We start from the raw sequence: 25,022 nt of genomic DNA on the forward strand, positions 1-25,022 counted from the left end.
CCTGGTCAATATCCCGCCTCTAGGCGACGCTGAAAATCCCCTACGAGATGAGTCTTTCATAGGGGCGAGCCACCACGACCAACGCCGTGCCTCGTGCTGCGTCAGCATGGCGCACGACAGTGCGCCGCAAACCGCGTTATGCTGCTCCGCAATGTCATAGTTGGTAGGAAACCTCTGCTATGCACATGTCTTCTGAGACTGTCCGTCCCTCTTCGCCGCGCAATCCGCTGCGCCGGCTGAGCGTTGAACTCATCCTCATCGTTCTCGCGAAAATCGCTCTCCTCTCGCTGATCGGCTGGTACCTATCGGCGCACTATCCGCGCGCCGATACACGCCCTGCAGCGGTCGAACGGCTGCTCGCCCCTCCTCCGACCTCCAAGCCGGAATCCAAGCCATGATGATCGACCCAGAAGTCGTCACCCTCTCCCGTCTTCAATTTGCGCTTACCGCGCTGTATCACTTCCTGTTCGTACCACTCACGCTGGGGCTGGTGTGGATTCTGGCCATCATGGAAAGCGTATATGTGATGACCGGGCGTGAAGTGTGGAAGCGCATGGTGCAATTCTGGGGTGTGCTGTTCGGCATCAACTTCGCCATGGGCGTGGCCACCGGCGTCACCATGGAATTCCAGTTCGGCATGAACTGGGCTTACTACTCCCATTACGTCGGCGATGTCTTCGGCACGCCGCTGGCTATCGAAGGCCTGATGGCGTTCTTCCTCGAAGGTACGTTGGTGGGAGTGTTCTTCATGGGTTGGAAACGCCTTTCGCGCCACGCCCATTTGCTGGTGACCTGGTTTCTCGCATTGGGCACCAACCTCTCGGCATTGTGGATACTGATCGCCAATGCATGGATGCAAAATCCGGTGGGTGCAAAGTTCAATCCACAGACGATGCGCATGGAGGTGACGTCGTTTACCGATGTGCTGTTCAACCCCGTCGCGCAGGCGAAATTTGTGCACACAGTAAGCGCGGGTTACGTGATTGGTTCGATGTTCGTGCTGTCGATCAGCGCCTGGTATCTGCTGCGTGGACGCAATGTTGATTTCGCGCGTCGCTCCATGACGGTTGCGGCAAGCTTCGGTCTGGCCGCTGCGCTGTCAGTGGTAGTGCTGGGTGACGAATCCGGCTACGCCGTCTCCGAAAACCAGAAGATGAAAATGGCGGCGATCGAGGCCATGTGGGAAACCGAACCGCCGCCGGCTTCGTTCACCCTGTTCGGTATTCCCGACGTGCAGAACCGCACCACGCATTACGCCATGCATATTCCGTGGGTGATGGGCCTGATCGGCACGCGTTCGGTAGACAAGCCCATCCTCGGCATCAACAACTTGGTGGAAGACACCAAGGGCAAGATTGGCAATGGCATCCAGGCTTACGATGCGATGCTGACCCTGCGCAAAGATCCCAATGATGCCCAGGCGAAATCGACCCTGGCGCAATACGACAGTGACATGGGCTACGCCTTGCTGCTCAAGCGCTACGTCGCCGATCCGCGCCAGGCAACGCCCAGCGACATCGACAAGGCTGCCGCGTCCACCATTCCCAACGTACCGGTGCTGTTCTGGTCGTTCCGCATCATGGTTGCCTGCGGCTTTTACTTCATTGCGCTGTTCGCGTACTCGTTCTGGTTGGCCAGCAAACGGCGGCTCGACAACAACCGCTGGTATTTGAGACTTGCGCTATACAGCCTGCCGCTGCCGTGGGTCTCTACGGAGCTTGGCTGGATCGTGGCCGAATACGGCCGGCAGCCATGGGCGATCGAAGGCATTTTGCCTACCGCACTGGGCGTGTCGTCGGTATCCGCCGGACAGGTATGGACTTCACTGAGTGGTTTCGTGTTGTTCTACAGCTTGCTCGCGATCGTCGATGCGGTGCTGATGCTGAAGTACGCACGCAAAGGGCCGGATGAACTCGGCATCTGGCCGGTGCGGGAAATAACGCCACCGCTTGAAAGCACAGTCAGCGCGCACTGAGGAGAACGCCATGTTCGACATCACGACTTTGCGAGTGATCTGGTGGGTGCTGCTCGGCGCCTTGCTGATCGGCTTTGCCATCATGGACGGATTCGATTTCGGCATCGCCGCCCTGCTGCGCGTGTTGGGTCGCGACGAGCACGAACGTCACGTGCTGCTGGAAACCATCGAACCGACATGGGAGGGCAACCAGGTGTGGTTCATTCTGGGCGGCGGGGCCATCTTCGCCGCATGGCCGATTCTGTATGCCACTGCATTCTCGGGCCTGTATTTCGCGCTCGCGCTGGTGCTGCTCGCTTTCATTCTGCGACCAGTGGGATTCAACTTCCGCGGCAAGATGCCCGATGCGCGCTGGCGCGCCGTGTGGGATGGCGTGCTGATCTTCTCCGGCTTCGTGGTGATGCTGATCACCGGTGTCGCCTTCGGCAACCTGTTTCTCGGCCTGCCGTTCCGTTTCGATGATGATCTGTACATGACCTGGCAAGGCAGCTTCTTCGATCTGCTGCATCCCTTCGCCGTACTCGCCGGCCTGGTCAGCATCACCATGCTGCTTACGCATGGCGCATGCTGGGCAGCGTATCGTGCCGATCACGCGATCGCGGAACGCGCTGCACGGATCGCTCGCTGGATGGCCTTGGCGTATGCCATTACGTTCATCGGTGCAGGTATCTGGTTGGGCTACGGCGTCCCGGGCTTTACCGTGCTCGGCCCGGTTGTGACCGATGGCGTATCCAATCCACTGCTCAAGCAGGTAGCGATAGGCAGTACCTGGTTTACCAGCTACATGCTGCATCCCTGGTTCTGGGCGGCGCCGGCGGTCGGCATTCTTGGTGCAATCGGTGTGCAGTGGACCGTCGGCAAACTGAATCTGCTTGGCTTCTTGTGCAGCACCCTGATGATCGCCGGCACCATTCTCGCCGCCGGATTCTCGCTGTTTCCGTTCCTGCTGCCGTCGAAGCTCGATCCGCGCTCCAGCCTCACGATCTGGGATGCTTCATCCAGCCACGGCACACTGATGCTGATGCTTGGCGCAGTAGCGGTGCTTTTGCCCATCATCATCATTTACACCAGCTGGGTGTACCGCGTGATGCGCGGACGCGTGATGTTGAAAGACGTACAGCACTCGCATAACGGTTACTGAGGAGCGAACCATGTGGTATTTCACTTGGGTACTTGGATTAGGCCTCGCCTGCGCTTTCGGCATTTTGAATGCGATGTGGTACGAGGTGCGCGCGACGGATGAGACACAGAAGCAAAAGGAATCCGAGCGGTCATAAGCGTCAACTTGAGATTTCTTCCCTCCTCTGCTGCAAGCAGAGGAGGGACAACAAACTCACACAACAGCCCAGAGTTTCTTCGCCTCCTCTGCGATCACATCCGGACGCTCCTCCGGATAGAACAGCTTCGCATTCGCCACTTTCCGTACCCCTAGCGAATTCCCAAGCGTCTTGTCCAGATACTCCGCTCCCGCTAGCGAAAAGATCGTATCGTCCACACCCCACACGATGCGCGTGGGCACTTTGCAGCGGCGAAGCGCGGGTCCGATGTCCTGCAGTGGGTTATGTTCCAGCGCCATTGCATAGGCATGCACCAGAGCCTTGCGGCGAGGTGAGCTCACTAGCGGCTTAAAGTAGCAGTCGATGGCTTCATCCGTAGGATCAGCAGGATTAGCGAAACACATGCCGCCGATGCCCTGCGGCGAGCGCGCCAGCTGCTTGTCTGCCAGCCAGGGGGCAAGCCATTGATCGACGAATTTGCCTTCATGCGATAGCGCGATCACCGGCAGCATGGCCGCTGGCGGACTTTCATGTTCCGTGTCGCAATTGGTAAGCAGCAAGCTGCGAACGCGCTCGGGATGCCGCGTCACGAACAACTGGGCAACCGCACCGCCGCTGTCGCTGCCAACCAGATCCACGCTCGCAATACCGAGTGAATCCAACAGTGTAATCAACATGGCAACTTGCGCGTCGGGTGTAACGCTCTGCCCTTCGGCCACTTCGGTATAACCCAGGCCAAGAAAATCTGCCGCGATGCAGCGACGATACGGCGAAAGGCGATCCAAGGCACCGCGCCATTGGAAGCTATTCAACGGGAAGCCGTGCAAGAACAGCGCCGCTTCTCCACTGCCGCGTTCCACGTAGGCAATACGACCGAACGACGTCTTCAGAAATCGACGACTGGCGTGAAAGCTCTTTTCGTCCAGGGCCTGTTCTACTCGGCTCTTTGCCAGAAGGCGTGGCGCGTGTCCCGTCAAAACGCTCGATGCGATCAGGCCAGCGGTGAGTTGCAAAAATGCTCTGCGTTGCACGTTGGTTTCCCCATGTGATGGATGGCCACATCATTCCATTCGATGGCTCATGCAATCAATGACGCGCAGGGTCATGGCTGTATGACCTGGAAGGTCATGGCTTTCTTGTAGTCGCCGGCTTAGCATCCCCGCAGACCATCTTGCGAGCTGCCCGCTTGGACGCTTCGATCTCCACCTCTCCTGCCCACGTTGGCCATCTACTGCGCGAATGGCGCGCCAGCCGACGGTTCAGTCAGCTAGACCTTGCGCTAGCAGCGGATGTATCGGCCCGTCACCTCAGTTGTGTGGAAACCGGCAAGGCCCAAGCCAGCCGTGACATGGTGCTGCGCCTGGCCGATGCGCTTGAGATGCCTCTGCGCGAATGCAATGCGCTACTGATGGCGGCGGGCTATGCGCCGAGATACCCGGAAACTTCGCTGAGCACACCGGCCATGGCGCAGGTGCGCCGCGCCATCGAGCTGATGCTCAAACAACAGGAACCCTATCCCGCGTTTCTGCTCAATCGGCATTGGGACGTGCTGATGGCAAACCAGGCCGCCGCACGTGTTGCGAACTTTGTATTGCGCGGCGCCAGCAGTTCGCATACGAACATGATCCGGCAGATCTTCGATCCGAACGATCTGCGCTCGGCCATCGTCAATTGGGAGGACGTTGCGGGCGACCTGATCCGGCACCTGCACGACGTGATTGCCGCCACACCATCCGACGGTGTTGCGCGTGCATTGCTGGAAGAAGCGCTCGCATACCCTGGCGTGCCTATGCAATGGCGGATAAGGGATCTGGGTGCAGCGCCATCACCGCTGCTCACCACCATCTTTCGCGTGGATGGCCAGCAGCTGAGCTTCTTCTCCACCATCACCACGTTCGGTACGCCGCGCGACGTCACCATCGATGAATTGCACATCGAATCGTGCTTTCCGATGGATGAGGAAACGGCCGAATATTGCCGCGAGTTGGTAAGTCGCGAAGCTTGATGCCCCCTCCCCCTGCTTTGCAGGGGAGGGCCGGGGTGGGGTTGCACGAGCTTGCTGCGCAATTTGCATTCGTCGCGAGGTTGCTTCACCCCACCCTAACCATCCCCTACTACACGTAGGGGAGGGGACCATTGCGTCGAAAATCAAAGTTTCTGGTAGTTCAACCAACGCGCTTGCCCAATTGCCGGATCGGTCACGCTCGCCTCGCCCGCCTCCACGTGCCCGGCCAGACGTTGCACGAAACCCGCTTCCGCGTCAGCTCGCACGATCAGGTCGTACCAGCCGTAGCTGTCACCGAGATGCCAGGGCTTCTCCGCGTGCTCGCCCGGCTTCAGCAGATAGGTGACGGACTCGCCGTTGTAGAGGTTCTCGACCGAGACGTTGCAATAGTCGCGGCCATCGTTCGCCAGCATCAGCACAATGCGGGCATGTTCGCGTTCGTAGCGGCTGGCGATCTGCAATACCGTCTTGCGCGAGGCACTATCGCCCTTGAAGCTGCGGACGAAGCCGTTCGGCCCATAGGCGTGCAATTCGTAGGCACCCTGGATCGGCCATGTGGCAGAAAGCGACTTTTCCGCTTCGACGGTATAGAACCACGGGCCGCTGGATGTTCCGGCCGAACGCACATGGAAGCAGGCACCTGCGCGGCCTTCGTTGTGGAAATCGATGCGCAAGTTTCCATCTTCCCAATGACCGTGCGCCTGCAAGTCGTAAGGCAGTGCACGCGCTGGCTTCACGCCTTGCTCCTGCACCGGCAACGCCTGATTCGTGGGCGGCATGGGCGAATAATCGGGGTGACGCAGATTGTCCGGCGGCACATAGGCCTGCGTGTTCGGCAGCGGCACCTGCGCACCATTGGGCTTGGCGAAGTCGAAAGCCGAAGTCAGGTCACCGCACACTGCACGACGCCATGCAGTGATGTTCGGTTCGGGCAACCCGTAGCGTTTCTCAATGAATTGAATGATCGAGGTGTGATCAAACACCTCCGAGCAGACAAAGCCACCCTTGCTCCACGGCGATACCACGATCATCGGCACGCGCGGCCCCAGGCCATACGGACCGGCCGGGTAATAGATGTTGCCCGGAAAGATTTCGTTGGCGGTCGAAACGGTCGACTGCCCATGCGCATCGGAAGGCGGCACGCATGGTGGCACGGCGTGATCGAAGAAGCCGTCATTTTCATCGTAGGTAATGAAAAGCACGGTCTTACTGAAAACGTCCGGATTGCTGGTCAACGCATCCAGCACCTGCGAGACATACCAAGCGCCATAGTTCGCCGGCCAGTTCGGATGCTCGGTATACGCTTCCGGCGCCGCGATCCACGACACCTGAGGCAATTTGTTGGCAAGTACATCGCTGCGCAGCTGATCGAACAAACCACCGCCGGCAGAGATATTCGTGCCAGTGCGCGCGCCCTGATACAGCGGACTGTTGGGCTGCGCATTCCGATATTGGTTGAAGTACAGCAGCGAGTTGTCGCCGTAATTGCCGATGTAGGCATCGTCGGTCCAACCCCAGAATCCGGCTGCATCCAGGCCCGTGCCAGCGTCTTGGTAGATCTTCCAAGAGATGCCGGCGTCCTGCAGCACTTCCGGATAGGTGGACCAGCCATAGCCGGCTTCAGCGTTGTCGATTACCGGACCGCCACCAGTGCCGTCGTTACCCACCCAACCGGTCCACATGTAGTAGCGGTTCGGATCGGTAGGGCCCAACACGGAGCAGTGATACGCATCGCACACTGTGAACGCGTCGGCGAGCGCGTAGTGGTAGGGAATGTCTTCGCGCGTGAGGTACGCCATCGTCGTAGTGCCCTTGGTCGGCACCCATTGATCGTACTGGCCTGCGTTCCATGCGCTGTGCGTGCTGGTCCAATCGTGTGCGAGGTCTTCCAGGAACTGCAGCCCCAGATCCGGCGCAGTGGGGTGGAACGGCAGCACATAACCCGAACCGTCGGGCTGGTACCACACCGAGTTGCCAGACGACAGATTCACCGGGCGAGGGTCACCGAAGCCGCGCACGCCCTTCAACGATCCAAAGTAGTGATCGAAGGAGCGGTTTTCCTGCATCAGGATCACGATGTGCTCAACGTCCTCGATCGTGCCCGTTCGGCGATGCGCGGGAATTTCCAGTGCGCGCGTAATGCTGGCGGGGAGCATCGAGGCCAGCGTGGTGCTGCCCAGTAGCTGCAGGAATCGGCGGCGGCTCATTGAGGTCATGCTGAATCCCTTTGTTTCGCGCGTGAATGATGCCGCGCGATGCTGCGTGGAGAACGTTGCAGGCGTGCGACATCCGTGGGACTGGTTGGCGAATCGAGTGGGTAATCACAGTGTTTGCGAAAGGTACGGCGACGAATCTTTCACGCGTTGCCAACGTAACGGCGTTTTCGGTGATGTGTGACCTTGCCTTGTCGTCATTCTGGCGAAGACCGGAATGACGATGAGGGGAAGCTGGCATCAGTACCGAGGCTTACCGTCCCGCCAACAGAGCCTCAATCTCCTCCGGCTCCTTCGGCACATCCACCGTCAGCACCTCATTGCCATCGCGCGTCACCGCTACATCGTCTTCGATACGAATACCGATGCCGCGCCATGCTTCAGGCACGGACATGTCGTCCGGCGCGATGTAAATGCCAGGCTCAACCGTAAGCACCATGCCCGGCTCCAGCATGCGCGGTTCGCCATCGACGCGATAATCACCTACGTCGTGCACATCAAGGCCCAACCAGTGACTGGTCTTGGCGGGGAAGAAACGTTTGTAGCTGCCTTGCGCGATGGCTTCGACTGGATCGCCCTTGAGCAGGCCGAGTGCACACAGACCCTCAGTGATCACATGCACGGCCACATCGTGCGCGGTGCTGTAGGAACGCCCTGGCTTCACTTCATCGATTGCAGCGTGCTGCGCCGTCAGCACGATTTCGTACAGCGCGCGCTGTTCGCGATTGAAGCGTCCGCTAATGGGAAAGCTGCGGCTGATATCGGACGCGTAACATTCCAGCTCCGCACCAGCGTCGATCAGTAACAGATCGCCTTGCCTGAGCGGTGCGCGATTGGCTTGATAATGCATGGTGCAGGCGTTTACACCGCCGGCCACGATGGGCGGAAACGCCGCCACCGCACCGCGACTACGCATGATGCGCAGCAGTTCTGCTTCCACTTCATATTCATGCCGGCCGGCGCGCGCCATCGCCATACCGGCCAGATGCGCTTCCGCAGCAATGGCGGCCGAGGCGCGCATCAACTTCAGCTCCGCGCGTGATTTGTACAAACGCAGATCGTGCAGCAGATGACCAAGCGCCACGAATTCTTTCGGCACCACGCCGCCGCCGCGCAATTGCCGCAACCGGCGCATCCAGCCGAGCAGTTGCGCGTCGAATTGCGGCTCACGGCCGAAATGGCAATAGACCCGCGCACGGCCTTCGATCATGCCCGGCAGGATGTCGTCGATGTCGTCAATGGGGAACGCATCATCCATGCCGTAATCGGCCACGGCGCGCTCGGTGCCGATGAATTCGCCATGCCAGCGCTCGCGTTCCGGATCGCGCTCGCGGCAGAACAGCACCATTTCGCCATGCTGGCGGCCCGGCAGCAACGCAAGCACCGCGTCGGGCTCGGGAAAGCCGCTCAGGTAATGGAAATCCGAATCCTGACGATACGGCCATGCGGCATCGGCATTGCGCATACGTTCGGGCGCGGTGGCGATCAACACCACTGCGTCTTCCCTGGCCATCTTCATCAATTGGCGGCGACGCCGCGCAAATTCCTCGGAAGCGATATTCAATGCAACGTGCCGCTGGAAGACGGGTTGGGAATGTGACACTCCGTGAACACCAGCATGGCGCCCATGCGCACGAATTCGTGCACTTCGATCAAGGCGTCTTCATCTTCGTCTTCGTTGGTGAAATCGAGCGTCGAAGAAGCAATCGCACCGAGATCGCCCAGGATTTCCTTGCCCTCGTCAGATAGCCGTTTGTGCGCATCCGGACCGCCCAGGCCGAAACCGCCTAAAAAGCCGCGACACCAATCCACCAATGCGTCGGCACGTTCCGGCAAGGGGCGATCGTCCGCTGGCACCAGGGGTTCGAAGCCAAGTTCAGGGTCCCCCAGTTCTTGCTCGCTTTGGCTGACCAATTGGTCCAGCAGAGACTGGTCCCTTTCGGACACGCGGTCGCTACCCGCTTCGAGATGCAAGGCGTTCAGCACGGATCGCTTGCCCGGCCTGCCGCTTGCTGCCAGGAAGCCGCACAGGGAACCATGTAACTCACTGGCGGGAATGGACAATCGCAGGCTCACAACGACATCGTCCAGTTCGTCGTAACCGATGGGCTCGGGGGCGGTCATCTCGATCTCCGTTAACCTTGGAGGCGCAAGTTTAGTGCACCACAGTGCATAGGCGATCCGGCCCACAGATTTCGCACAATGTCCTGATATAGTTTGGCTCATGAAGACACCCGACGCCGCCCGGTACGAGCTTGCCGCGCTGAATCAGCAGCTTGACCGGTTGCTCGAATACGTTCATCGCTTGAGCGAAGAAAACCGCAGCTTGCGCCATAGTCAGGAACAACTGGCGAGCGAACGCGCAAATCTGCTGGCACGCAATGAACAGGCGCGAAGCCGGGTCGAAGCGATGATTCAACGACTCAAGGCGCTCGAGAACAATGGCTGACGTCATCAGCATGTCCACCAACGAACCCGTTTCGCTGCGCCTGATCGATCGTGAATTCCTGATTGCCTGTCCGCCGGAAGAACGCGACGGCTTGCTGGAAGCGGCGAGCTTTCTCGATCGCAAGATGCGCGAGTTGCGCTCGCACGCCAAAACGCCGGGCTTCGACCGCTTGGCAGTCCTCGCGGCGATCAGCATCACGCACGAATACCTGCAATTGCAAAAGCGTGCCAACACCGCAGATCACAGCGGTGCTGAACCCGATCTTGTCGATGGACTGGCTGCATTGCGCCGCAAGCTTGAAGCCGCACTCGATGCGCAACTAAAATAGTCCTCGGCGTTTTCTGCGGTGTGCGCCAGCACACTCTTACATATTGCCTTGTTCCTATATACGACCCGGGTCGGTTACTTAAGGTTGTTGCGCAAGTCCGCCGCGAGCGGAAAGCCTTGAAGCCTTAATATCCCTCCCACCTGATCCCATTGGATCAAGGTCGTTTGGTGGGCAGCGGCATCGCGGTTGACGCCACCCCATTCCCAGCCCGGACGCCGCCCAGCGCGGCGTTCGGTCAGCGGGGCACTGAGCCAAGCCCCCAAGGGGTGATCTGACCCATTCTGTGTAGGCGGCATGATGTCCAGAAGGCTTGCAGGGTGTGTTGCGCGGCGCAGAGAAGACTGGCCGTCTTTTCAAGCCGCGCGACGCAGCCTGCGAGCCTTCTGGACATCACCCCGTCATTTCAATTCAATGCGCGGGGGCCAGCCGTGTCTGTCCCCATGCCTTCGGTCCATCGTCTCGACAGACGGCCAGTCTGCCTTTGCCGATGGCCCTATGGCCTGCGAACAGACACGGCTGGTGACGCCTACGCAGAATGGATCAGAGCACCCCATGGGAGACGCGCGACGTGGACACCGCCGCACGACGTCGTGAACTACGCCAGCGCTTGGCAGAACGCCGCCGCGCCCTCACCCCTCCCCAGCGCATCGCCGCCGCACAGGGCCTTCGGCGCAGCCTGGAGCACCTGCCCGAATACCATACGGACACGCGTGTTGCCGGCTACTGGGCCTGCGACGGCGAGTTGCCACTCAACCTGGTGATTCCACCGCTAGCCACGCGCGGCCAGCAGTTCCTGCTGCCCCTGATCGGCCAGGACAACCTCTTACGCTTCGCGCCCTGGTCGGCAGGTGATCCGGTGCAACCCAACCGCTTCGGCATCCCCGAACCGGTCACACCGCGCGAATGGTTCGCCCCATTCCAACTCGACCTGGTGTTCGTGCCCCTGCTCGCCTTCGACCGCCACGGCAATCGCCTGGGCTACGGCGGTGGCTACTACGATCGAAGCTTCGCCTTCCTGAAAGATCAGCTGCGCCCGACCGAGCCCTTGCTTGTGGGCATTGCCTACGATTTCCAGGAGTTGCCAGAAATCGCTCCTGAACGCTGGGACATATCGCTGGACTTCATCGCTACCGATCGCGAACTTATCGACTGCCGCGCCAACACGTCAGGAGACCTGAACGCATGAAATATTGGCTGATGAAATCCGAGCCCGACACGTTTTCCATCGACGACCTCAAGCGCAAGAAACGCGAGGCCTGGGACGGTGTACGCAACTACCAGGCACGCAATTTCATGCGCGACGACATGCGCGTAGGTGATGGCGTGTTCTTCTATCACTCCAATTGTGCAGAACCCGGCATTGCAGGCATCGCGGAAGTAGCCAGCGACGCGTACCCCGATCCCTCCCAGTTCGATCCCAAGAGCAAATATTTCGACGCCGCCAGCTCACGCGACAACCCTCGGTGGATGCTGGTGGACGTGAAGTTCGTAAAGAAGCTCGGACGCGTCATCACGCTGGACGAATTGAAAAGCCATCCGAAGATCGCCGAAATGACGCTGCTGCGCAAAGGCAATCGCCTGTCGGTGATGCCGGTAGACGCGGCGGAATGGAAATACATCCTAGGGCTGGAATAGCTCACGCGCAGACTCCCTCTCCCATCCGGGGAGAGGGTTGGGGTGAGGGGCCAATCTCGCGAGAAACCCAAGCTGCGCGACTTCAGCGCAGAGCGGCATCACCTTGCAGCACCGCAAGATGCAGGCAGCCCACAAATCACCGATCATTTCTCTTTCGGCCTCTCAGGACATTCGCATGAGCAACAACGAAGAAAAGCGCCTCGCCGGTGAAGCAGCGATCAAATACGTTGAAGACGGCGCCGTCGTAGGCGTTGGCACCGGCTCCACGGTCGCCCACTTCATCGATGCCCTCGCGCACATCAAGGATCGCATCCAGGGCGCTGTTTCCAGCTCGGAACAATCCACCGCGCAACTCAAGAAACACGGCATCCCCGTGTTCGACCTCAACGCCACCGGCCCGCTGGCGTTGTATGTCGATGGCGCTGACGAATGTGATCCGCACAAGCGACTCATCAAAGGCGGCGGTGCGGCGCTCACCCGCGAAAAAATTATCGCGGAAGCTGCGCAGAAGTTCGTATGCATCATCGATGCCAGCAAGCGCGTGAACATCCTCGGCAAATTCCCGCTGCCGATCGAAGTGATCCCCATGGCCCGCAGCTTGGTCGGCCGCGAGATCGTCAAACGTGGCGGCAACCCGGTGTGGCGCGATGGCGTCGTCACCGACAACGGCAACTGGGTAATCGACGTGCACGGCTGGCAGATCGCCGACCCCGTTGCGTTGGAAACCGAGCTGAATCAGATTCCGGGCATCGTCACTGTTGGCTTGTTCGCGCGACGCCCAGCGGACGTGGTGTTGATCGGCGACAAATTGATGTAACGATTGCTGCCTGAAGGAAGTTCATTGGTGAAAAAAGACGACGTTACACGTGACGTAGCGCGCAATATCGAGCGCGCAGGCATTTACCAGATCATGCGTGCACTGCCTTGGCCGCTGAAGTTATTGGCCACCATTGCCGCATTGGCGTATTTGTATTGGGCGGCGCACTGAGTTACTGCTGCGTCACGCCATAAAAAAGCCCCGCTAATTAGCGGGGCTTTTTCTTTCTGCGTGAGCTCTTGCCTACTTCGCGTTGCCGAACTTATAGGTCGCTTCTACAAAGAACTCGCGACCATCGACGTCATAGTTCAGCTGGTTGAACGGCTGTGATGTCGTACCAGGGTAGCTGCGGTCAAGCGGCGGCATCTTGTTGAAGACGTTGATGACATCGAGCGTGAGCGCCAGGCTCTTGATCGGGCTGTAGCTGAAGGTAAGGTTGTAGCGGATCCACGGAGCCAGCTTGCCCGCACCTGGCGCGTAGTAATTGTTTGCGACAGTAGCCAGATAGTTTGGCGATGCACCATCACGAATACCGTAGACCGTCATACCCCATGTTTGCGTTGGCGACAGCCAGCCCACCGAACCATCGACCCTGCTCTTGAACTCCGTGCTGTAATACGGCTCGCGCAATAGATTGATGAACGGATCGTTCGGCAACAGTTGTTGCCTATGCGTCAGGATGTCGCTCCAGGACGTCTTCACGTTGACGTTGCCGTAGGGGCCAATATCGTGGCTATAGTTGGCCTCAGTGATTACCGCATTCAGATATTCACGCGCTACGTTGACCTTTGGCGTAAGGATCTCGGTGATTGGGGGCAACAGTCCTGGTGCTAACGGAGTGCCCGAACGAATCACCTTGGACAATGCGTCTTGGCAGGTTGGCGAATTGACATCAAAAATGCCCAAACGGCAATTGCTTTCGGTCTGTGCCAGGAAGTCAGAACTTTGCGCCTGAACTTCGTTACGAATGTTGTAGTGGTAATAATCCGACTTCAGACTGAAGCCTTCGAAAGGCGACACCACGAAGCCCAAATTAAACGTCTTGGCGACGATTGGCTGCAGCTTCGGGTTACCCGATTGCTGACCAAAGAATTGTTCGCCACTCAGCTGTCCCGGGCAATTGGCAATATTGCCGCCGGCGTAACCCAGCTTTGCACAGTTGTAGTAGTCGACCACGCTACTGTAGTAGCCGCTCGGTCCCTGGAACTCATCCGGCAAAGTCGGAGCCTTGAAAGCCGTGCCATAGGAGCCACGCAGCAACAGAAGATCACCAAACGGACGAAATTCGACACCGAGGTTGTAAGTCGCGTGGCTCACGGTGCCGCCAGCGACGTTATAACCGTCGTAACGACCGGACATGTCCACAGAAAGCATCTTGAAGAGCGGTGCGCTGAATTCGATCGTTCCTGCATAACGCGAGCGGTGGCCCGCGCCCGATACATCGGTAAACTCATACGTCTGGCCGTTGAGCGTGCGCGGATCAGGTGAGTAGTTCCACCCCTGATTACCACCCTCGATCACAGCAGCTACACCAGCGTCGCCACCGGGTAGAGAGAACAGCGATGCATTGGTGACCTGGCCACGGAGCATGTTGTCCCAGGTCTTGGCATATGTCTCGGTGAAACCAGTAAATCCGCGGAATGCTGAATTCGGAACAGGCGTGAAGAAGGCTTGGTAATTTGGCGCGTAGATGGGGTACCCATTTGGATCAGGCCCCGAATTTGGGCCGAGGATGTTCGCGAAATAGTTGTTGATCTGGTTAGTCCAGCGCTGGAAGCTACGCTCCTGCAGATGATCTTCGGAATGATTGAAGGTCAGGTCATAGTCCCAGTTCGATTGGCCGAAACCACCCTTCGCGCCCAGGCTCAGGTACACCGAGTTTTCGACGTTGTTATCCAGAATGTGCTGGAAACCGCCGGCTTCTTCCGGGCTAAATGCATGCTGGGCCAGGACATAGTCTTGCAGGTTGGAATCGTAGTAGATGGGGCTTTCCCAGAATAGGAAGCTGGAACCTGCCGTGAGTTTCTGTTGGTCATAGGTGTACAGCAAGGTCTGGTAGAGCTGCACATTGCTATTCAGATCATACGTTGCGTGCGTATAAAGGTTCACCGTATTTTGTTTATTGGTTTCGGTGACGTCACCCGCACTGTATTGCGAACCACAATATTGGCCGTGATTCAAGCGATTCTGAAGCTGCTCCGTGCCGCCGAATTGGCCCGTAACGGCCGAGCATCCAATGCCCGGATTCAACTGATTAGGACTGTAGTACGCGTTCACTAGTTGTGTTTCGCTCAGCACAAGATAGTCGCGCGACGCAGTGGGGGGCGTGGTGCCCTGCGTAAAGTATTGACGGGTCAAGCTACGATCGAAGCCCCAAATCGGCTCAATGCTCTCAACCTGGAGACCTCCAACAAAGTTGAGGTTGCCCCATTTGAAACCATCGGCCACATACAAGCGCCGATCGGCACCACCGCCACCCGTGTGCCAACCGAAGCGCGCATCGACAACAGGAGCGTCAATCGTTTTTTTCAGCACGATGTTGATAACACCGGCGATGGCATCCGAACCATAGATGGACGACTGACCACCCGGCAGAATGTCGATGTGATCGATCATCTCGATCGGAATACTGGCCAAATTATTGAACGCTTCGCTGCCGTTATAGAGCGCAGGGAAGTCTCCCATCGGCAAACCATCGATCAGGTACTTGGTGTAGCTAGGATCAAGGCCAAAGAAACTGAGCGTCTTCGCGGTTTGGGTGAAACCACCCGAGTTATTCGGGCCCTGCACACTGCCGGTTGCGAAGGTACCTGCCTGCAGCGCATCGGCAACGCTGGTAAAGCCGCGATCCTTCAACTGCTGAGCTGTGATCGTGATGACAGGCTTGCTTGTTTCAACCACAGTCTGTGGAATCAGCGAGCCGGTGACATTAATCGTTTCCAGCTTTTTGGCTTTGTTACTTGTGTTGTCCGCTGATGCGCTGGACGCTGGCTGACTGCTGGACTGTGCATCCTGCGTCGCATTGGTTGAATCGCCAGATTGGGCATTGCCCGCATAAGCGTTCGCGCAACCGAACGCCAAAGTAGCCACAACGGCTGCGGCAAGTTTCGACTTCAACATTGAATTCCCCTAGCTCCGATCAAGTTACGCGAAGGACGCCCGTTTCCCAGCGGAAAACGTCCTATTCCCCAGACGAAGACGTGCCAGATAGGCATAAGCACGCCCCGATACTCCCCATTTCCAGCTCGATGTCACGAACCGACGTCACGAACCAGAGAAGCGCCCTAGCAGGTTCGTGCTGCAATCATGTTTACAAGAGATGTAAAAATTTCACAAATGCTTAGGACGCAAAAAGTCAGGAATATTTGCTAATAAATGCGTGCAATTATGATTTTTTGTAACAAGCAAGCGTTTTGCGAAAATGAAGGTAGGGATTTTTCTTCGCTATACGTTTATAAGTAAATCGGCCTTATAAACCTCGAATTCCTTACTGCTTGCGCGGACTTCATCCACATCCGCTCGCTCATCGAAAAGACCTCGATCAACTTATGCATGGGCTGTTGCACGCCTACTTCAATGGCGATTCGCCTCAAGAGTAAGCACGGTGTCGTCGGCTCGACTATTAAGCCGTCCGCGACAACTTGTCGGGTACAGTCCTACTCATAGCGCCGCGACCAGAACAGCATGGTCTCGACACTGCGCTTTAGCTCGCCTTCGCTACAACTACCGACCAGTTCAGCCAAAAATGTCAGGACCTCTGCCTGGCCGAATGTTCTACACCAATACGAAGGAAGTTCTCTGACGCTTAGGTTCCAGTGTTGAGCCGGCGCATATACCGATGCGTCCAGCGACAAGGGAGATGAAGGTGTCACGCTTAGCAGTATGGTGCCCGCCAATTTCTGTCGTTCGTAGTGATTTTGCTTTAACTGCGAATCATAAAAGAACGATAAGAGGCCGAAATAAACCTCTCTTTCAGGTGCGTCGCTACAGCTAAGGATAAGCTGCCTCAGCTGCTGCGGATTCGACGAGCCAAGCTCGTCGGCTGCGAATCTGACTTTCTCAATAACCTTGAAGCGGTTCCATGAGTTCAAAGCAGCACCTATCGCGCAGGAGCGGACACCCCGTACGCCAAACCAACTTCAAGTCCGGGCATTAGCATCTGGTGGACGGACTGGGATGCATTTGATCATTCACTGCCAAGAAAGAACGGCTGCTCATACGAGCCTGATGCGAATTCATCCGATCGGCGACCTCAGCATAGGCGATGTTGCTTCGTTGCATGCCACCGTCTTATATGAGGCTTGGGTGCTGAAGCCGACCTCGGCGCAACCGGTAGCCTGAAGAGTGAGGTATGGAAATTTGGGTCCGAGATGCCTCACAGCCACGTGTAAAAAGTCACCTTCAATGGGTGTTGCCGTAATCGTGCAGGCTAGGATTGTTCGCCCCATCCATGGGGCTCACCCCTCCGCGCTACGCACTCCGGGGCCAGCGCTTAGGCGCTGTCCAAATTTGTTCCAGACAAATTTGTCGAACGCGGCTCGCCTCCCTGACCCTCCCAGCCAAAAAACAAAAAGCCCGCCACATGGGCGGGCTTTTTGTTTTTGGCTGGGAGACTAGGATTCGAACCTAGATAAACGGAGTCAGAGTCCGTTGTCCTACCGTTAGACGATCTCCCAATACCGGAGCCGCGCGGTGCGCTCTGACTTGATGCACCGGGCGGTCGAAGCGTTGCCTCTTGCGAGGATTAGCGCTTCGAGAACTGGGTGGCGCGACGTGCCTTGTGCAGACCGACCTTCTTACGCTCGACTTCGCGGGCGTCGCGGGTCACGAAGCCGGCCTTGCGCAGCTGCGACTTCAGGCTTTCGTCGTACTCGATCAGGGCGCGGGCGATGCCGAGGCGGATTGCGCCGGCCTGACCGGTGATGCCGCCGCCAGCAACCGTGACCTTGATGTCGAACTTGTCGCTGCTTTGGGTGAGTTCGAGCGGCTGGCGCACGATCATGCGCGAGGTTTCGCGGCCGAAGAACTCGTCAAGGCTCTTGCCGTTCACTTCGATCTGGCCGTTGCCCTTGCGCAGGAACACGCGAGCTGCGGAGGTCTTGCGACGGCCGGTGCCGTAATTCTGTTGAATCGCCATGATGATTTGCTCTTATTTAAAAGTCCGCACAAGGATGTGCGGGCTCTTGCGAAGGAATCGCATTACAGTTCCAGCGCCTTCGGCTGCTGGGCGGTATGCGGATGTTCGGCGCCGCCGTACACCTTGAGCTTGCGATACATTTCGCGGCCCAGCGGGTTCTTCGGCAGCATGCCCTTCACGGCGATCTCGATGACGCGCTCGGGGTAGGTCGCCAGCAGATCCTTCAGACTGGTGGTCTTGAGGTTGCCGACGTAACCGGTGAAGCGGTGATACATCTTGTCGTCCAGCTTGGCGCCGGTGACAGCCACCTTCTCAGCATTGATCACGACGATGTAATCGCCGGTATCCACGTGAGGGGTGAACTCGGGCTTGTGCTTGCCGCGCAAGCGACGCGCGATCTCGGTCGAGAGGCGACCGAGCGTCTTGTCCGTGGCATCAACCACGTACCAGTCGCGCTTGACGCTTTCCGGCTTGGCGCTGAACGTTTTCATTTCGGAATACCTGTCTGCCGCCAATAGGGCGGTAAGCGGAATCGGTGAATAAAGGCGCGAGATGATAGCGAAGCTTTCATCTATCGCGCAAGCCCACGGTGGGGTTGCGAGTCGCGAATGATAGCATGAACGGCATGCCCCTTGAGAACCCCCGCCACCGCATCGCCGTGCTGGCCGACCAATGTGTGCAATGCGGCCTGTGCCTGCCCGTTTGCCCCACTTACGCCCTGGACGGCAATGAAGCCGAATCCCCAAGAGGGCGGATTGCCATCGCAGCAGCACTGGCTCGAGGGCAGTTTCCCCCTACCCCGGAGCTGCGCACGCCACTGGATCACTGCTTGGGCTGCCTGAGCTGCGAGCGGGTTTGTCCGGCGGGCGTTAAATATGAGGAGCTACTCGTGGAGACCCGAGCCCTCCTTGGGCCGGCACCGGAACGGCCTGGCTTGTTGCTTGAGGTGGTGAAAAGGCCGGCGCTGAACCACCGGCTCCAGGACTTGGCCCGCTGGACACGAGCTAAGCATTGGCTTGGAAGGGTATTGCCTGGTCGCTGGAGAGAGGCACTGTCCTTATTGCCGCGAAACCAAGACCAAGTTCGTCGCGCCCAAGACAAGCTCAAACACCCCCGCCCTCCAGCAACAGGCGGAGAAGGAGGTACGGTCGCCCTTTTTCCAGGATGCACGGCAAGTGTGCAGGATGCAGAAGCTGAGCGCGCTGCCGAGATGCTTTTGACTGCAGCGGGTTATCGAGTGGTCCGTCTGCCCGCGCTCTGTTGCGGTGCCTTGGATCTGCACGATGGCGCCACCCGCAACGCCGAGACTGCCGCCGCCCGCGTTCGGCAAGTATGGGCGGATGTCAGCGCGGATCATCTGATTACGGTAACGACCGGCTGCCTGAGCACTTTGCGCCAGGCCTTGCCAGACGTCCGCGTGGACGATCCGTATCGCCTGCTGGCTGAGCGCATCGATAGACTGCAATTCCACCCCCTGCCCGCTCGCGTCGCACTGCACGTACCGTGCACGCAAGCCAATGTGGCACGTAGCGATGCGACGCTTACGCAGTTGCTGCAACGGATTCCTCAGCTGGAACTGAAACGCCTGCCCACACCGCCCTACTGCTGCGGTTCGGCGGGCAGCCATGTGCTGCAGTTCCCCGAACGCGCTGCGCGGTTGAGAGAAGGCGTTTTGTCTCACGTAGAAACGCTGGATGTGCGATGGCTTCTGTCGTCCAATATCGGTTGTCGTCTGCACCTTGCGGCAGGACTGGACGAGCGCTCATCCAACCTGCCGACGTTGCACCCGCTGACCCTGCTCGCGCAGCAATGGATACCGTCATGAACGTACGTATGCTTACCCCGCTCGATCGACTGCTCGCCGGCATCGAGCGTGCGCTTGAAACCGTCGCCGGCACCCCGGAAGCCCATCGCCCCTCCCCATCGCACCACGCCACCGAAGCTGAGTTGGACGACAAGGAACGCCGCCATGCTGCGGGCCTGATGCGCGTGAATCACACTGGCGAGGTGTGTGCACAAGCGCTGTACGACGGGCAAGCTGCACTGGCGCGCAAAGAAGAAAACCGCGCGCATCTACAGGAAGCCGCCGCTGAGGAAACTGACCACCTCGCCTGGTGCGCCGAGCGCCTGCACGAACTGGAAAGCCAACCCAGCCTGCTTAACCCGCTGTGGTATGCGGGCAGCTACGCCATCGGCGCACTGGCCGCACTGGCAGGCGACAAGGTCAGCCTGGGATTTGTGGTGGAGACCGAAAAGCAGGTGGAAGCGCATCTGGCCGAACATATGGACAAGCTGCCCGCGCAGGACGAGCGTTCGCGCGTGGTGCTGAAGCAAATGCAGGAGGATGAAGTGCGGCATGCGCAGCATGCGCGGGAGCGTGGCGGCATTGCATTACCGTTTCCGATTCCGCAAATGATGCATGCGACGTCAATGGTGATGAAGACGGTCGCTTATCGGATTTGAGCGAACACCTGGGATGACGAGATTGCATAAAAAAACCCGCCTTTCGGCGGGTTTTTCGTCACATCAGATTGCGTCCGTGGAACAGCTCTTCAATCTCGCGACGCAGCAGTTGCTCGATCTTCTGCCGTTCCTTGAACGAGAGATCGTCCGCATGCGCCTCGAACAGATACGTATCAAGGTCGAAGTCCTTGATATGCATCTTGGTGTGGAAGATGTTTTCCTGATACACGTTCACGTCGAACATCTCGTACTTCTGGCGGATGTGGCGCGCCAGGTAATCCTGCACGGAGTTGATCTTGTGGTCGATGAAGTGCTTCTTGCCCTTCACGTCACGCGTGAATCCGCGCACGCGGTAATCGCACACCACAATGTCCGACTCGAAGCTGTCGATCAGGTAGTTCAGCGCCTTCAACGGAGAGATGACGCCGCAGGTGGCCACGTCGATATCCGCGCGGAAGGTGGCAATGCCGTTGTGCGGATGCGTTTCCGGATAGGTGTGGACAGTGATGTGGCTCTTGTCCATATGGGCCACCACGGCATCCGAAATGGTGTCGCGGCCGAGCTTCTCCACCACCGGCTCCTCGGAGATGAGGATAGTGACGGAGGCACCCTGCGGGTCGTAGTCCTGACGGGCTACATTGAGGATGTTCGCGCCGATGATCTCGGCCACATCGGTAAGGATCTGCGTGAGACGATCGGCGTCGTACTGCTCGTCGATGTACTCGATGTAGCGCTGGCGCTGGTCTTCCGACACTGCGTAGCAGATGTCGTAAATATTGAAGCTCAGGGCTTTGGTAAGGTTGTTGAAGCCCTGCAGGCGCAGGCGCGGGAGAGGTTTCACCACGGCGACACTCCATGGCCGGGTCACGGCCGACAGGTGAGGCGGGTTAGCTACAAGGGTCCCCGCTGATTGAAAAAGCGTGCTGGACCCTTATCCTGCACGCCCCTTGTGTACGGACGATGGCAAAGAAGCAGCCGCCGTCCGGAAGACTGCGAAGTATGCGGCAATTTGGATGAAAACAGAACCTTTCGGCTTCTACTTCGATCCGCTCATGCGGACAGCCTCACCCGTTCGAAGGCAGGACGATTGACGCGCACTGGCGCACGCTTAGGCCAATCGGCGCATCCCTCGTCTTCACATGTCTTTGCCATAATGCGAAAGTCGCATAGGGATGCGTTTACATTTGGACGAGGTCGCAGGGATTTGGCGCGGCCCTTGAGACCAACTCAGCTTGGGGAAAACTTCTGTGGTGCAACTGAAATACCAGTTACAACAGGCCTTCGAACGTTCACAGGCTCCGCTCGGCTTTGCGCCAGACCCGGCTTCCATGGAACGTTTCCTGGGGCTCTGCCACCGCCGCCGCTACCCGGGCAAGACCGCCATCATCCGACCGGGCGATCCGGCCAACACGCTCTACTACGTCATCGAAGGTTCGCTGGCCGTCTGCACGGAAGACGAACAGGGCCGAGAGCTGATCCTCGCCTACATCAGCCGCGGCCAGTTCATCGGTGAGATGGGCTTGTTCGTCGAGCAGGCGCAACGCGAGTCGATGGTGCGCACCCGCAGCCCATGCGAGATGGCTGAGATCAGCTATGAACGCCTGTTCCAGTTGATGGAAGGCCCGCTGCGCGAGGAATGCCCGAAGATCCTGTTTGCGATCGGCGCACAGCTCACCCATCGTCTGTTGCGCACCTCGCGCCAGGTGAGCCGCATGGCCTTCATGGATGTCACCAACCGCATCTCGCGCACCCTGCTGGACCTGTGCCAGGAGCCGGATGCGATGAGCCACCCCGACGGCACCCAGATCCGCATCTCCCGTCAGGAAGTCAGCCGCATCGTTGGCTGCTCGCGCGAGATGGTCGGTCGCGTGCTCAAGCAGCTGGAAGAGCAAGGCATGATCGATGTGTCGGGTAAGACCATCGTGGTGCGCGGTACGCGGTAATGCTCTTCTTCCTCTCTCCTTCGGGGAGAGGATCGAGGTGAGGGGCCACGGCTTGCCTCACCTTCCATAAGAACCACGCTTTGATTTCACTTCACGGCGAGACCACCCCTCACCCAAACCCTCTCCCCAAAGGGGAGAGGGAGTAGATCATTGCGGCTTGTAGATCATGTACACATCCGCCCGCTCGTAATGCGAGCCGGAGCGAGTCGTCGGCTGCAATACGAACCCCGCCTTCTCATACATCCGCAACGCCGTCTTGAGGCGGCTGTTGGATTCCAGGAACAGCTCGTTGCCCTTGCGCCGATGAAACTCGGCGATGCACGCGTCGAGCAAGCGCTTTCCGGCGCCCAGGCCACGGAAGGTTTCGTCCACCCCCATCTTGGTCAGCTCGAACACTCCGGGCGACTCCTGCAACAACGCGCAGGTGCCGATGACCTCTTCGCCCAAGCGTGCGAAAAAGATCGCACCGCCCGACTGCAGCACGTAGCGTTCCGGATCACTCAGTACCGCACGATCGATGTCCTCGATGCGGAAGTAGCGCTCCAGCCACTGCGCATTCAAGCGATAGAAGTGTTCGCGCAGTTTCGGCGTATACGGCACGATCTCGAGCGGCGTGGCCATGATCGCGGCATGCTCCGCCAGAATTGCGTCGACGACCGGGCGCTGCTGCAAGGCCCGCTCACATGCCGCCAGTGCATCCAGCAACTGTGTGGCGTGTTCGTCCAGCGAAGCCGTTACGCCGCGCCGCACGGCGCACCAGATCGGGCCGAGCTCGGCGAGCGATGCGTGCGCTTTGTCGGTAAGCGCCAAGACGGTGCGGCGACCATCCGCCGGATCGCGCCGGCGCCGCACCATGCCGGCCCGCACCAACTTGTCGGTGAGCTGGCTTACCGCCGAGTGGGTCTGACCGATCGCATCGGCCACCTCCGTCACGGAACTGGGGCCTGTATCCCACAGATAGCGCAACACAGGCATCCAGCGCGATTCGATGCGGGCACCGAGCGTCTCGTACACGGCGTCAGCAGCGCCATAGAAATGATCGCTGAGCGCTTTGAGGCGACTGCCAAGCGCCAGTCTGCCGAGGGATGCCAAGTACATATTGTCGGTCCACCTAAAAATACGTAAGCACTAACGTATCTCCGCCAGACAACGCCTGCAAGAGCCCTTTGGCCCTCTGCCGCATTCAGGGATAAAGCATCGACCGCAGCTGCGCCAAACCCAGGATCAGTACCAGGCAACCCGCGTCACCGGCCTGCCCATCGCCTTCTCCACCCGCTTGCACAGCTTCGGTGTGCCGTTCACGAGCACGGCTTCGCCTGCCTGCTTGAGCATCGGCAGATCCTGGAAGGAATCGCTATAGGCGAGCTTCCAGCTTTGCACACCCTTTGCTGCAAGGTTCCGCACCTTGCGGCGACCGACGTTGTGCACATGCAGGCGCATGCCGAACAGACCGGGTTTGAGTTGCGTTGCAAAAATAGTGAGTTCGGGAAGGCCGAGCTGGCTAAGCAGACGCGTCACCAGAATGCGCTCGCAGCCGGTAACGACGATGACCTCATCCCCTTCCGCCAGATGCTTGCGCAACGCGCTCAAACCGTCGCGGTAGAACTGGCGCGGACGACGCACCAACTGATCAGCGAAGGCTTCCGCGGCTACCTCATAGCGCTTGGCGCCAAGCCCACAAAGCGCCACATGCGTAAGCGCCCACGACGCGCGCCTGCGCGAGAACACACCGCACAGCAGCCACCACGGCATGGTTAGTACCGCCAAAAACTTATAAATAGGCGAGCCGGCATAGCGATGACGGATGAACATCTCGAAAGCGTCGCCCTGAAACAGCACGCCATCGAAATCGAACAACACCGTACGCGACGCATCAGCATCGCTACCGGCTTGCGCCGGCGCGTGAGTCATTTCCCCTGTAAACATGATCAGTGCGTATTGAACAGCCGCTTCAGTTCCTGCCCCGGATCGGCGGCGCGCATGAAAGCCTCGCCGACCAGAAATGCGTTGACGCCCGATTCGCGCAAGCGGGCCACGTCCGTCGGCGTGTGGATGCCCGATTCGGCAACCAGAATGCGGTCGTATTCCATCAATTGCTGCAGCTCAAGCGTGATCTCGAGCGAGGTTTCGAAAGTGCGCAAGTTGCGATTGTTGACGCCGATCAGCGGCACCGGCACCGCCTGGGCACGTTCCAGCTCTTCGGCATCGTGCACTTCGCACAGCACGTCCAAATCCAGATCGGCCGCCAGCAGCGACAGTTCCAGCAAATCGGCATCGCCGAGCGCAGCCGCGATCAACAGAATGCAGTCGGCGCCGATCGCGCGCGCTTCGTACACCTGATACGGATCGATGATGAAATCCTTGCGCAGCACCGGCAACGAGCACGCAGCGCGCGCTTGCTGCAGGAAAGCTTCACTGCCCTGGAAGAAATCCTTGTCGGTCAGTACCGACAGGCAGGCCGCGCCGCCCAGTTCGTAGCTGCGCGCAATCGACACCGGATCGAATTCCGGGCGGATCACGCCCTTGCTCGGGCTCGCCTTTTTCACTTCGGCGATCACCGCCACGTCACCCTCGGCGATCTTCGCCTCGATGGCTGCTGCGAAGCCGCGGGTATCGGGCATGTCCGCCACGCGCGCGGACAGTTCCTTCAGCGGCAACTTGGCGCTGCGCTCGGCGAGCTCTTCCACCTTACGGGCAAGAATGCGTTGAAGGATGTCGGTCATGGCACTCGGATCGGCACTTGGAAAACGAGGGAAAGGCAATGCAACGGTCGGGCTAGT

Annotated in this window: 26 protein-coding genes, 1 tRNA gene and 1 other RNA gene; 15 read left to right on the forward strand and 13 right to left on the reverse strand. The window is 58.9% G+C overall.

Going from position 1 to position 25,022, the window contains the following annotated elements; genetic code table 11:
• Window positions 1–179 precede the first annotated feature (179 nt).
• Genes QQJ86_RS06845 through cydX form a run of 4 tightly spaced genes read left to right on the forward strand, consistent with a single transcriptional unit; the run spans window position 180 to window position 3,252 of the window.
• Window positions 180–398 (forward strand): hypothetical protein, encoded by a 219-nt coding sequence (locus tag QQJ86_RS06845; RefSeq protein ID WP_284320166.1) that lies wholly within the window; start codon window positions 180–182, stop codon window positions 396–398.
• Window positions 398–1,975 carry a cytochrome ubiquinol oxidase subunit I gene (locus QQJ86_RS06850; RefSeq protein ID WP_284320467.1) on the forward strand — a complete coding sequence of 526 codons (1,578 nt, stop codon included), beginning with the start codon at window positions 398–400 and terminating at the stop codon, window positions 1,973–1,975. The genes QQJ86_RS06845 and QQJ86_RS06850 overlap by 1 nt, the downstream gene beginning before the upstream one ends.
• A 10-nt stretch (window positions 1,976–1,985) precedes the next feature.
• Complete coding sequence (gene cydB, locus QQJ86_RS06855) at window positions 1,986–3,116, forward strand: cytochrome d ubiquinol oxidase subunit II (protein WP_284320167.1); 1,131 nt, start codon at window positions 1,986–1,988, stop codon at window positions 3,114–3,116.
• A 10-nt stretch (window positions 3,117–3,126) separates the two neighbouring features.
• The gene (gene cydX / locus QQJ86_RS06860) at window positions 3,127–3,252 is read left to right on the forward strand and encodes a cytochrome bd-I oxidase subunit CydX (RefSeq protein WP_284320168.1); all 126 of its coding nucleotides are present in this window, start codon (window positions 3,127–3,129) and stop codon (window positions 3,250–3,252) included.
• Between the two features lie 56 nt (window positions 3,253–3,308).
• Here cydX and QQJ86_RS06865 read toward each other — a convergent pair whose 3' ends face one another.
• The gene (locus tag QQJ86_RS06865) at window positions 3,309–4,283 is read right to left on the reverse strand and encodes an alpha/beta fold hydrolase (protein WP_284320169.1); all 975 of its coding nucleotides are present in this window, start codon (window positions 4,281–4,283) and stop codon (window positions 3,309–3,311) included.
• Between the two features lie 140 nt (window positions 4,284–4,423).
• Between QQJ86_RS06865 and QQJ86_RS06870 the strand changes: the two genes are divergently transcribed.
• Complete coding sequence (locus tag QQJ86_RS06870; RefSeq protein WP_284320170.1) at window positions 4,424–5,257, forward strand: helix-turn-helix domain-containing protein; 834 nt, start codon at window positions 4,424–4,426, stop codon at window positions 5,255–5,257.
• Between the two features lie 143 nt (window positions 5,258–5,400).
• Here the strand turns inward: QQJ86_RS06870 and QQJ86_RS06875 are convergent, their stop codons facing one another.
• The 3 genes from QQJ86_RS06875 to QQJ86_RS06885 all read right to left on the reverse strand — a co-directional run bounded on the left by QQJ86_RS06875 (window position 5,401) and on the right by QQJ86_RS06885 (window position 9,594).
• On the reverse strand, window positions 5,401–7,473 hold the full coding sequence (locus tag QQJ86_RS06875; protein ID WP_284320171.1) for a phosphocholine-specific phospholipase C: 2,073 nt from the start codon (window positions 7,471–7,473) through the stop codon (window positions 5,401–5,403).
• 250 nt (window positions 7,474–7,723) lie between these two features.
• On the reverse strand, window positions 7,724–9,073 hold the full coding sequence (locus tag QQJ86_RS06880; RefSeq protein WP_423372890.1) for an aminopeptidase P N-terminal domain-containing protein: 1,350 nt from the start codon (window positions 9,071–9,073) through the stop codon (window positions 7,724–7,726).
• Complete coding sequence (locus QQJ86_RS06885) at window positions 9,031–9,594, reverse strand: UPF0149 family protein (protein WP_284320172.1); 564 nt, start codon at window positions 9,592–9,594, stop codon at window positions 9,031–9,033. Before QQJ86_RS06885 ends, QQJ86_RS06880 begins: the two co-directional genes overlap by 43 nt.
• Window positions 9,595–9,694: 100 nt before the next feature.
• Between QQJ86_RS06885 and QQJ86_RS06890 the strand changes: the two genes are divergently transcribed.
• The 7 genes from QQJ86_RS06890 (at window position 9,695) to QQJ86_RS06920 (ending at window position 12,870) form a co-directional block, all read left to right on the forward strand.
• Entirely contained in the window at window positions 9,695–9,919 is a 225-nt protein-coding gene (locus QQJ86_RS06890; RefSeq protein ID WP_284320173.1) for a TIGR02449 family protein, read from the forward strand.
• Entirely contained in the window at window positions 9,912–10,247 is a 336-nt protein-coding gene (locus tag QQJ86_RS06895; protein WP_284320174.1) for a cell division protein ZapA, read from the forward strand. The genes QQJ86_RS06890 and QQJ86_RS06895 overlap by 8 nt, the downstream gene beginning before the upstream one ends.
• 7 nt (window positions 10,248–10,254) lie before the next feature.
• Window positions 10,255–10,440: non-coding RNA, 6S RNA (gene ssrS / locus QQJ86_RS06900), on the forward strand.
• Between the two features lie 375 nt (window positions 10,441–10,815).
• Window positions 10,816–11,433 carry a 5-formyltetrahydrofolate cyclo-ligase gene (locus QQJ86_RS06905; protein ID WP_284320175.1) on the forward strand — a complete coding sequence of 206 codons (618 nt, stop codon included), beginning with the start codon at window positions 10,816–10,818 and terminating at the stop codon, window positions 11,431–11,433.
• Window positions 11,430–11,882, forward strand: coding sequence for an EVE domain-containing protein (locus QQJ86_RS06910; protein WP_284320176.1), 453 nt, complete (start codon window positions 11,430–11,432; stop codon window positions 11,880–11,882). Before QQJ86_RS06905 ends, QQJ86_RS06910 begins: the two co-directional genes overlap by 4 nt.
• 175 nt (window positions 11,883–12,057) lie before the next feature.
• On the forward strand, window positions 12,058–12,699 hold the full coding sequence (gene rpiA, locus QQJ86_RS06915) for a ribose-5-phosphate isomerase RpiA (RefSeq protein WP_284320177.1): 642 nt from the start codon (window positions 12,058–12,060) through the stop codon (window positions 12,697–12,699).
• A 27-nt stretch (window positions 12,700–12,726) separates the two neighbouring features.
• Complete coding sequence (locus tag QQJ86_RS06920; protein WP_284320178.1) at window positions 12,727–12,870, forward strand: hypothetical protein; 144 nt, start codon at window positions 12,727–12,729, stop codon at window positions 12,868–12,870.
• Window positions 12,871–12,942: 72 nt separating this feature from the next.
• Here QQJ86_RS06920 and QQJ86_RS06925 read toward each other — a convergent pair whose 3' ends face one another.
• From QQJ86_RS06925 to rplM, 5 genes are all read right to left on the reverse strand, one after another.
• Window positions 12,943–15,819, reverse strand: a complete 2,877-nt coding sequence (locus tag QQJ86_RS06925; protein ID WP_284320179.1) for a TonB-dependent receptor domain-containing protein — start codon at window positions 15,817–15,819, stop codon at window positions 12,943–12,945.
• Between the two features lie 536 nt (window positions 15,820–16,355).
• Complete coding sequence (locus tag QQJ86_RS06930) at window positions 16,356–16,790, reverse strand: hypothetical protein (protein WP_284320180.1); 435 nt, start codon at window positions 16,788–16,790, stop codon at window positions 16,356–16,358.
• Window positions 16,791–17,301: 511 nt separating this feature from the next.
• Window positions 17,302–17,375: transfer RNA gene (locus tag QQJ86_RS06935), tRNA-Gln, on the reverse strand.
• Window positions 17,376–17,443: 68 nt separating this feature from the next.
• On the reverse strand, window positions 17,444–17,836 hold the full coding sequence (rpsI, locus tag QQJ86_RS06940; RefSeq protein WP_284320181.1) for a 30S ribosomal protein S9: 393 nt from the start codon (window positions 17,834–17,836) through the stop codon (window positions 17,444–17,446).
• Between the two features lie 62 nt (window positions 17,837–17,898).
• Window positions 17,899–18,327, reverse strand: coding sequence for a 50S ribosomal protein L13 (gene rplM, locus QQJ86_RS06945; protein ID WP_284320182.1), 429 nt, complete (start codon window positions 18,325–18,327; stop codon window positions 17,899–17,901).
• 134 nt (window positions 18,328–18,461) lie between these two features.
• Between rplM and QQJ86_RS06950 the strand changes: the two genes are divergently transcribed.
• Together QQJ86_RS06950 and coq7 are read left to right on the forward strand one after the other, a co-directional pair.
• Window positions 18,462–19,661 carry a (Fe-S)-binding protein gene (locus QQJ86_RS06950; RefSeq protein WP_284320469.1) on the forward strand — a complete coding sequence of 400 codons (1,200 nt, stop codon included), beginning with the start codon at window positions 18,462–18,464 and terminating at the stop codon, window positions 19,659–19,661.
• Window positions 19,646–20,299 (forward strand): 2-polyprenyl-3-methyl-6-methoxy-1,4-benzoquinone monooxygenase, encoded by a 654-nt coding sequence (coq7, locus tag QQJ86_RS06955; RefSeq protein WP_423372888.1) that lies wholly within the window; start codon window positions 19,646–19,648, stop codon window positions 20,297–20,299. Before QQJ86_RS06950 ends, coq7 begins: the two co-directional genes overlap by 16 nt.
• Before the next feature lie 58 nt (window positions 20,300–20,357).
• Here coq7 and speD read toward each other — a convergent pair whose 3' ends face one another.
• Window positions 20,358–21,143: an adenosylmethionine decarboxylase gene (gene speD / locus QQJ86_RS06960; protein WP_126685269.1), complete on the reverse strand. Its 786-nt coding sequence runs from the start codon at window positions 21,141–21,143 to the stop codon at window positions 20,358–20,360.
• A 403-nt stretch (window positions 21,144–21,546) separates the two neighbouring features.
• On the opposite strand from speD, the gene crp reads away from it, so the two are divergent.
• Window positions 21,547–22,242, forward strand: coding sequence for a cAMP-activated global transcriptional regulator CRP (crp, locus tag QQJ86_RS06965; RefSeq protein ID WP_423372887.1), 696 nt, complete (start codon window positions 21,547–21,549; stop codon window positions 22,240–22,242).
• Window positions 22,243–22,389: 147 nt separating this feature from the next.
• On the opposite strand, the gene QQJ86_RS06970 is transcribed toward crp, so the two are convergent.
• The 3 genes from QQJ86_RS06970 to trpC form a co-directional block, all read right to left on the reverse strand.
• Window positions 22,390–23,340 carry a bifunctional helix-turn-helix transcriptional regulator/GNAT family N-acetyltransferase gene (locus tag QQJ86_RS06970; protein ID WP_284320184.1) on the reverse strand — a complete coding sequence of 317 codons (951 nt, stop codon included), beginning with the start codon at window positions 23,338–23,340 and terminating at the stop codon, window positions 22,390–22,392.
• A 126-nt stretch (window positions 23,341–23,466) separates the two neighbouring features.
• The gene (locus QQJ86_RS06975; protein ID WP_284320185.1) at window positions 23,467–24,168 is read right to left on the reverse strand and encodes a haloacid dehalogenase-like hydrolase; all 702 of its coding nucleotides are present in this window, start codon (window positions 24,166–24,168) and stop codon (window positions 23,467–23,469) included.
• Between the two features lie 2 nt (window positions 24,169–24,170).
• Window positions 24,171–24,965 carry an indole-3-glycerol phosphate synthase TrpC gene (gene trpC, locus QQJ86_RS06980; protein WP_284320186.1) on the reverse strand — a complete coding sequence of 265 codons (795 nt, stop codon included), beginning with the start codon at window positions 24,963–24,965 and terminating at the stop codon, window positions 24,171–24,173.
• Window positions 24,966–25,022 lie beyond the last annotated feature (57 nt).

Source organism: Dyella acidisoli (assembly GCF_030160295.1).
GTDB lineage: Bacteria > Pseudomonadota > Gammaproteobacteria > Xanthomonadales > Rhodanobacteraceae > Dyella_B > Dyella_B acidisoli.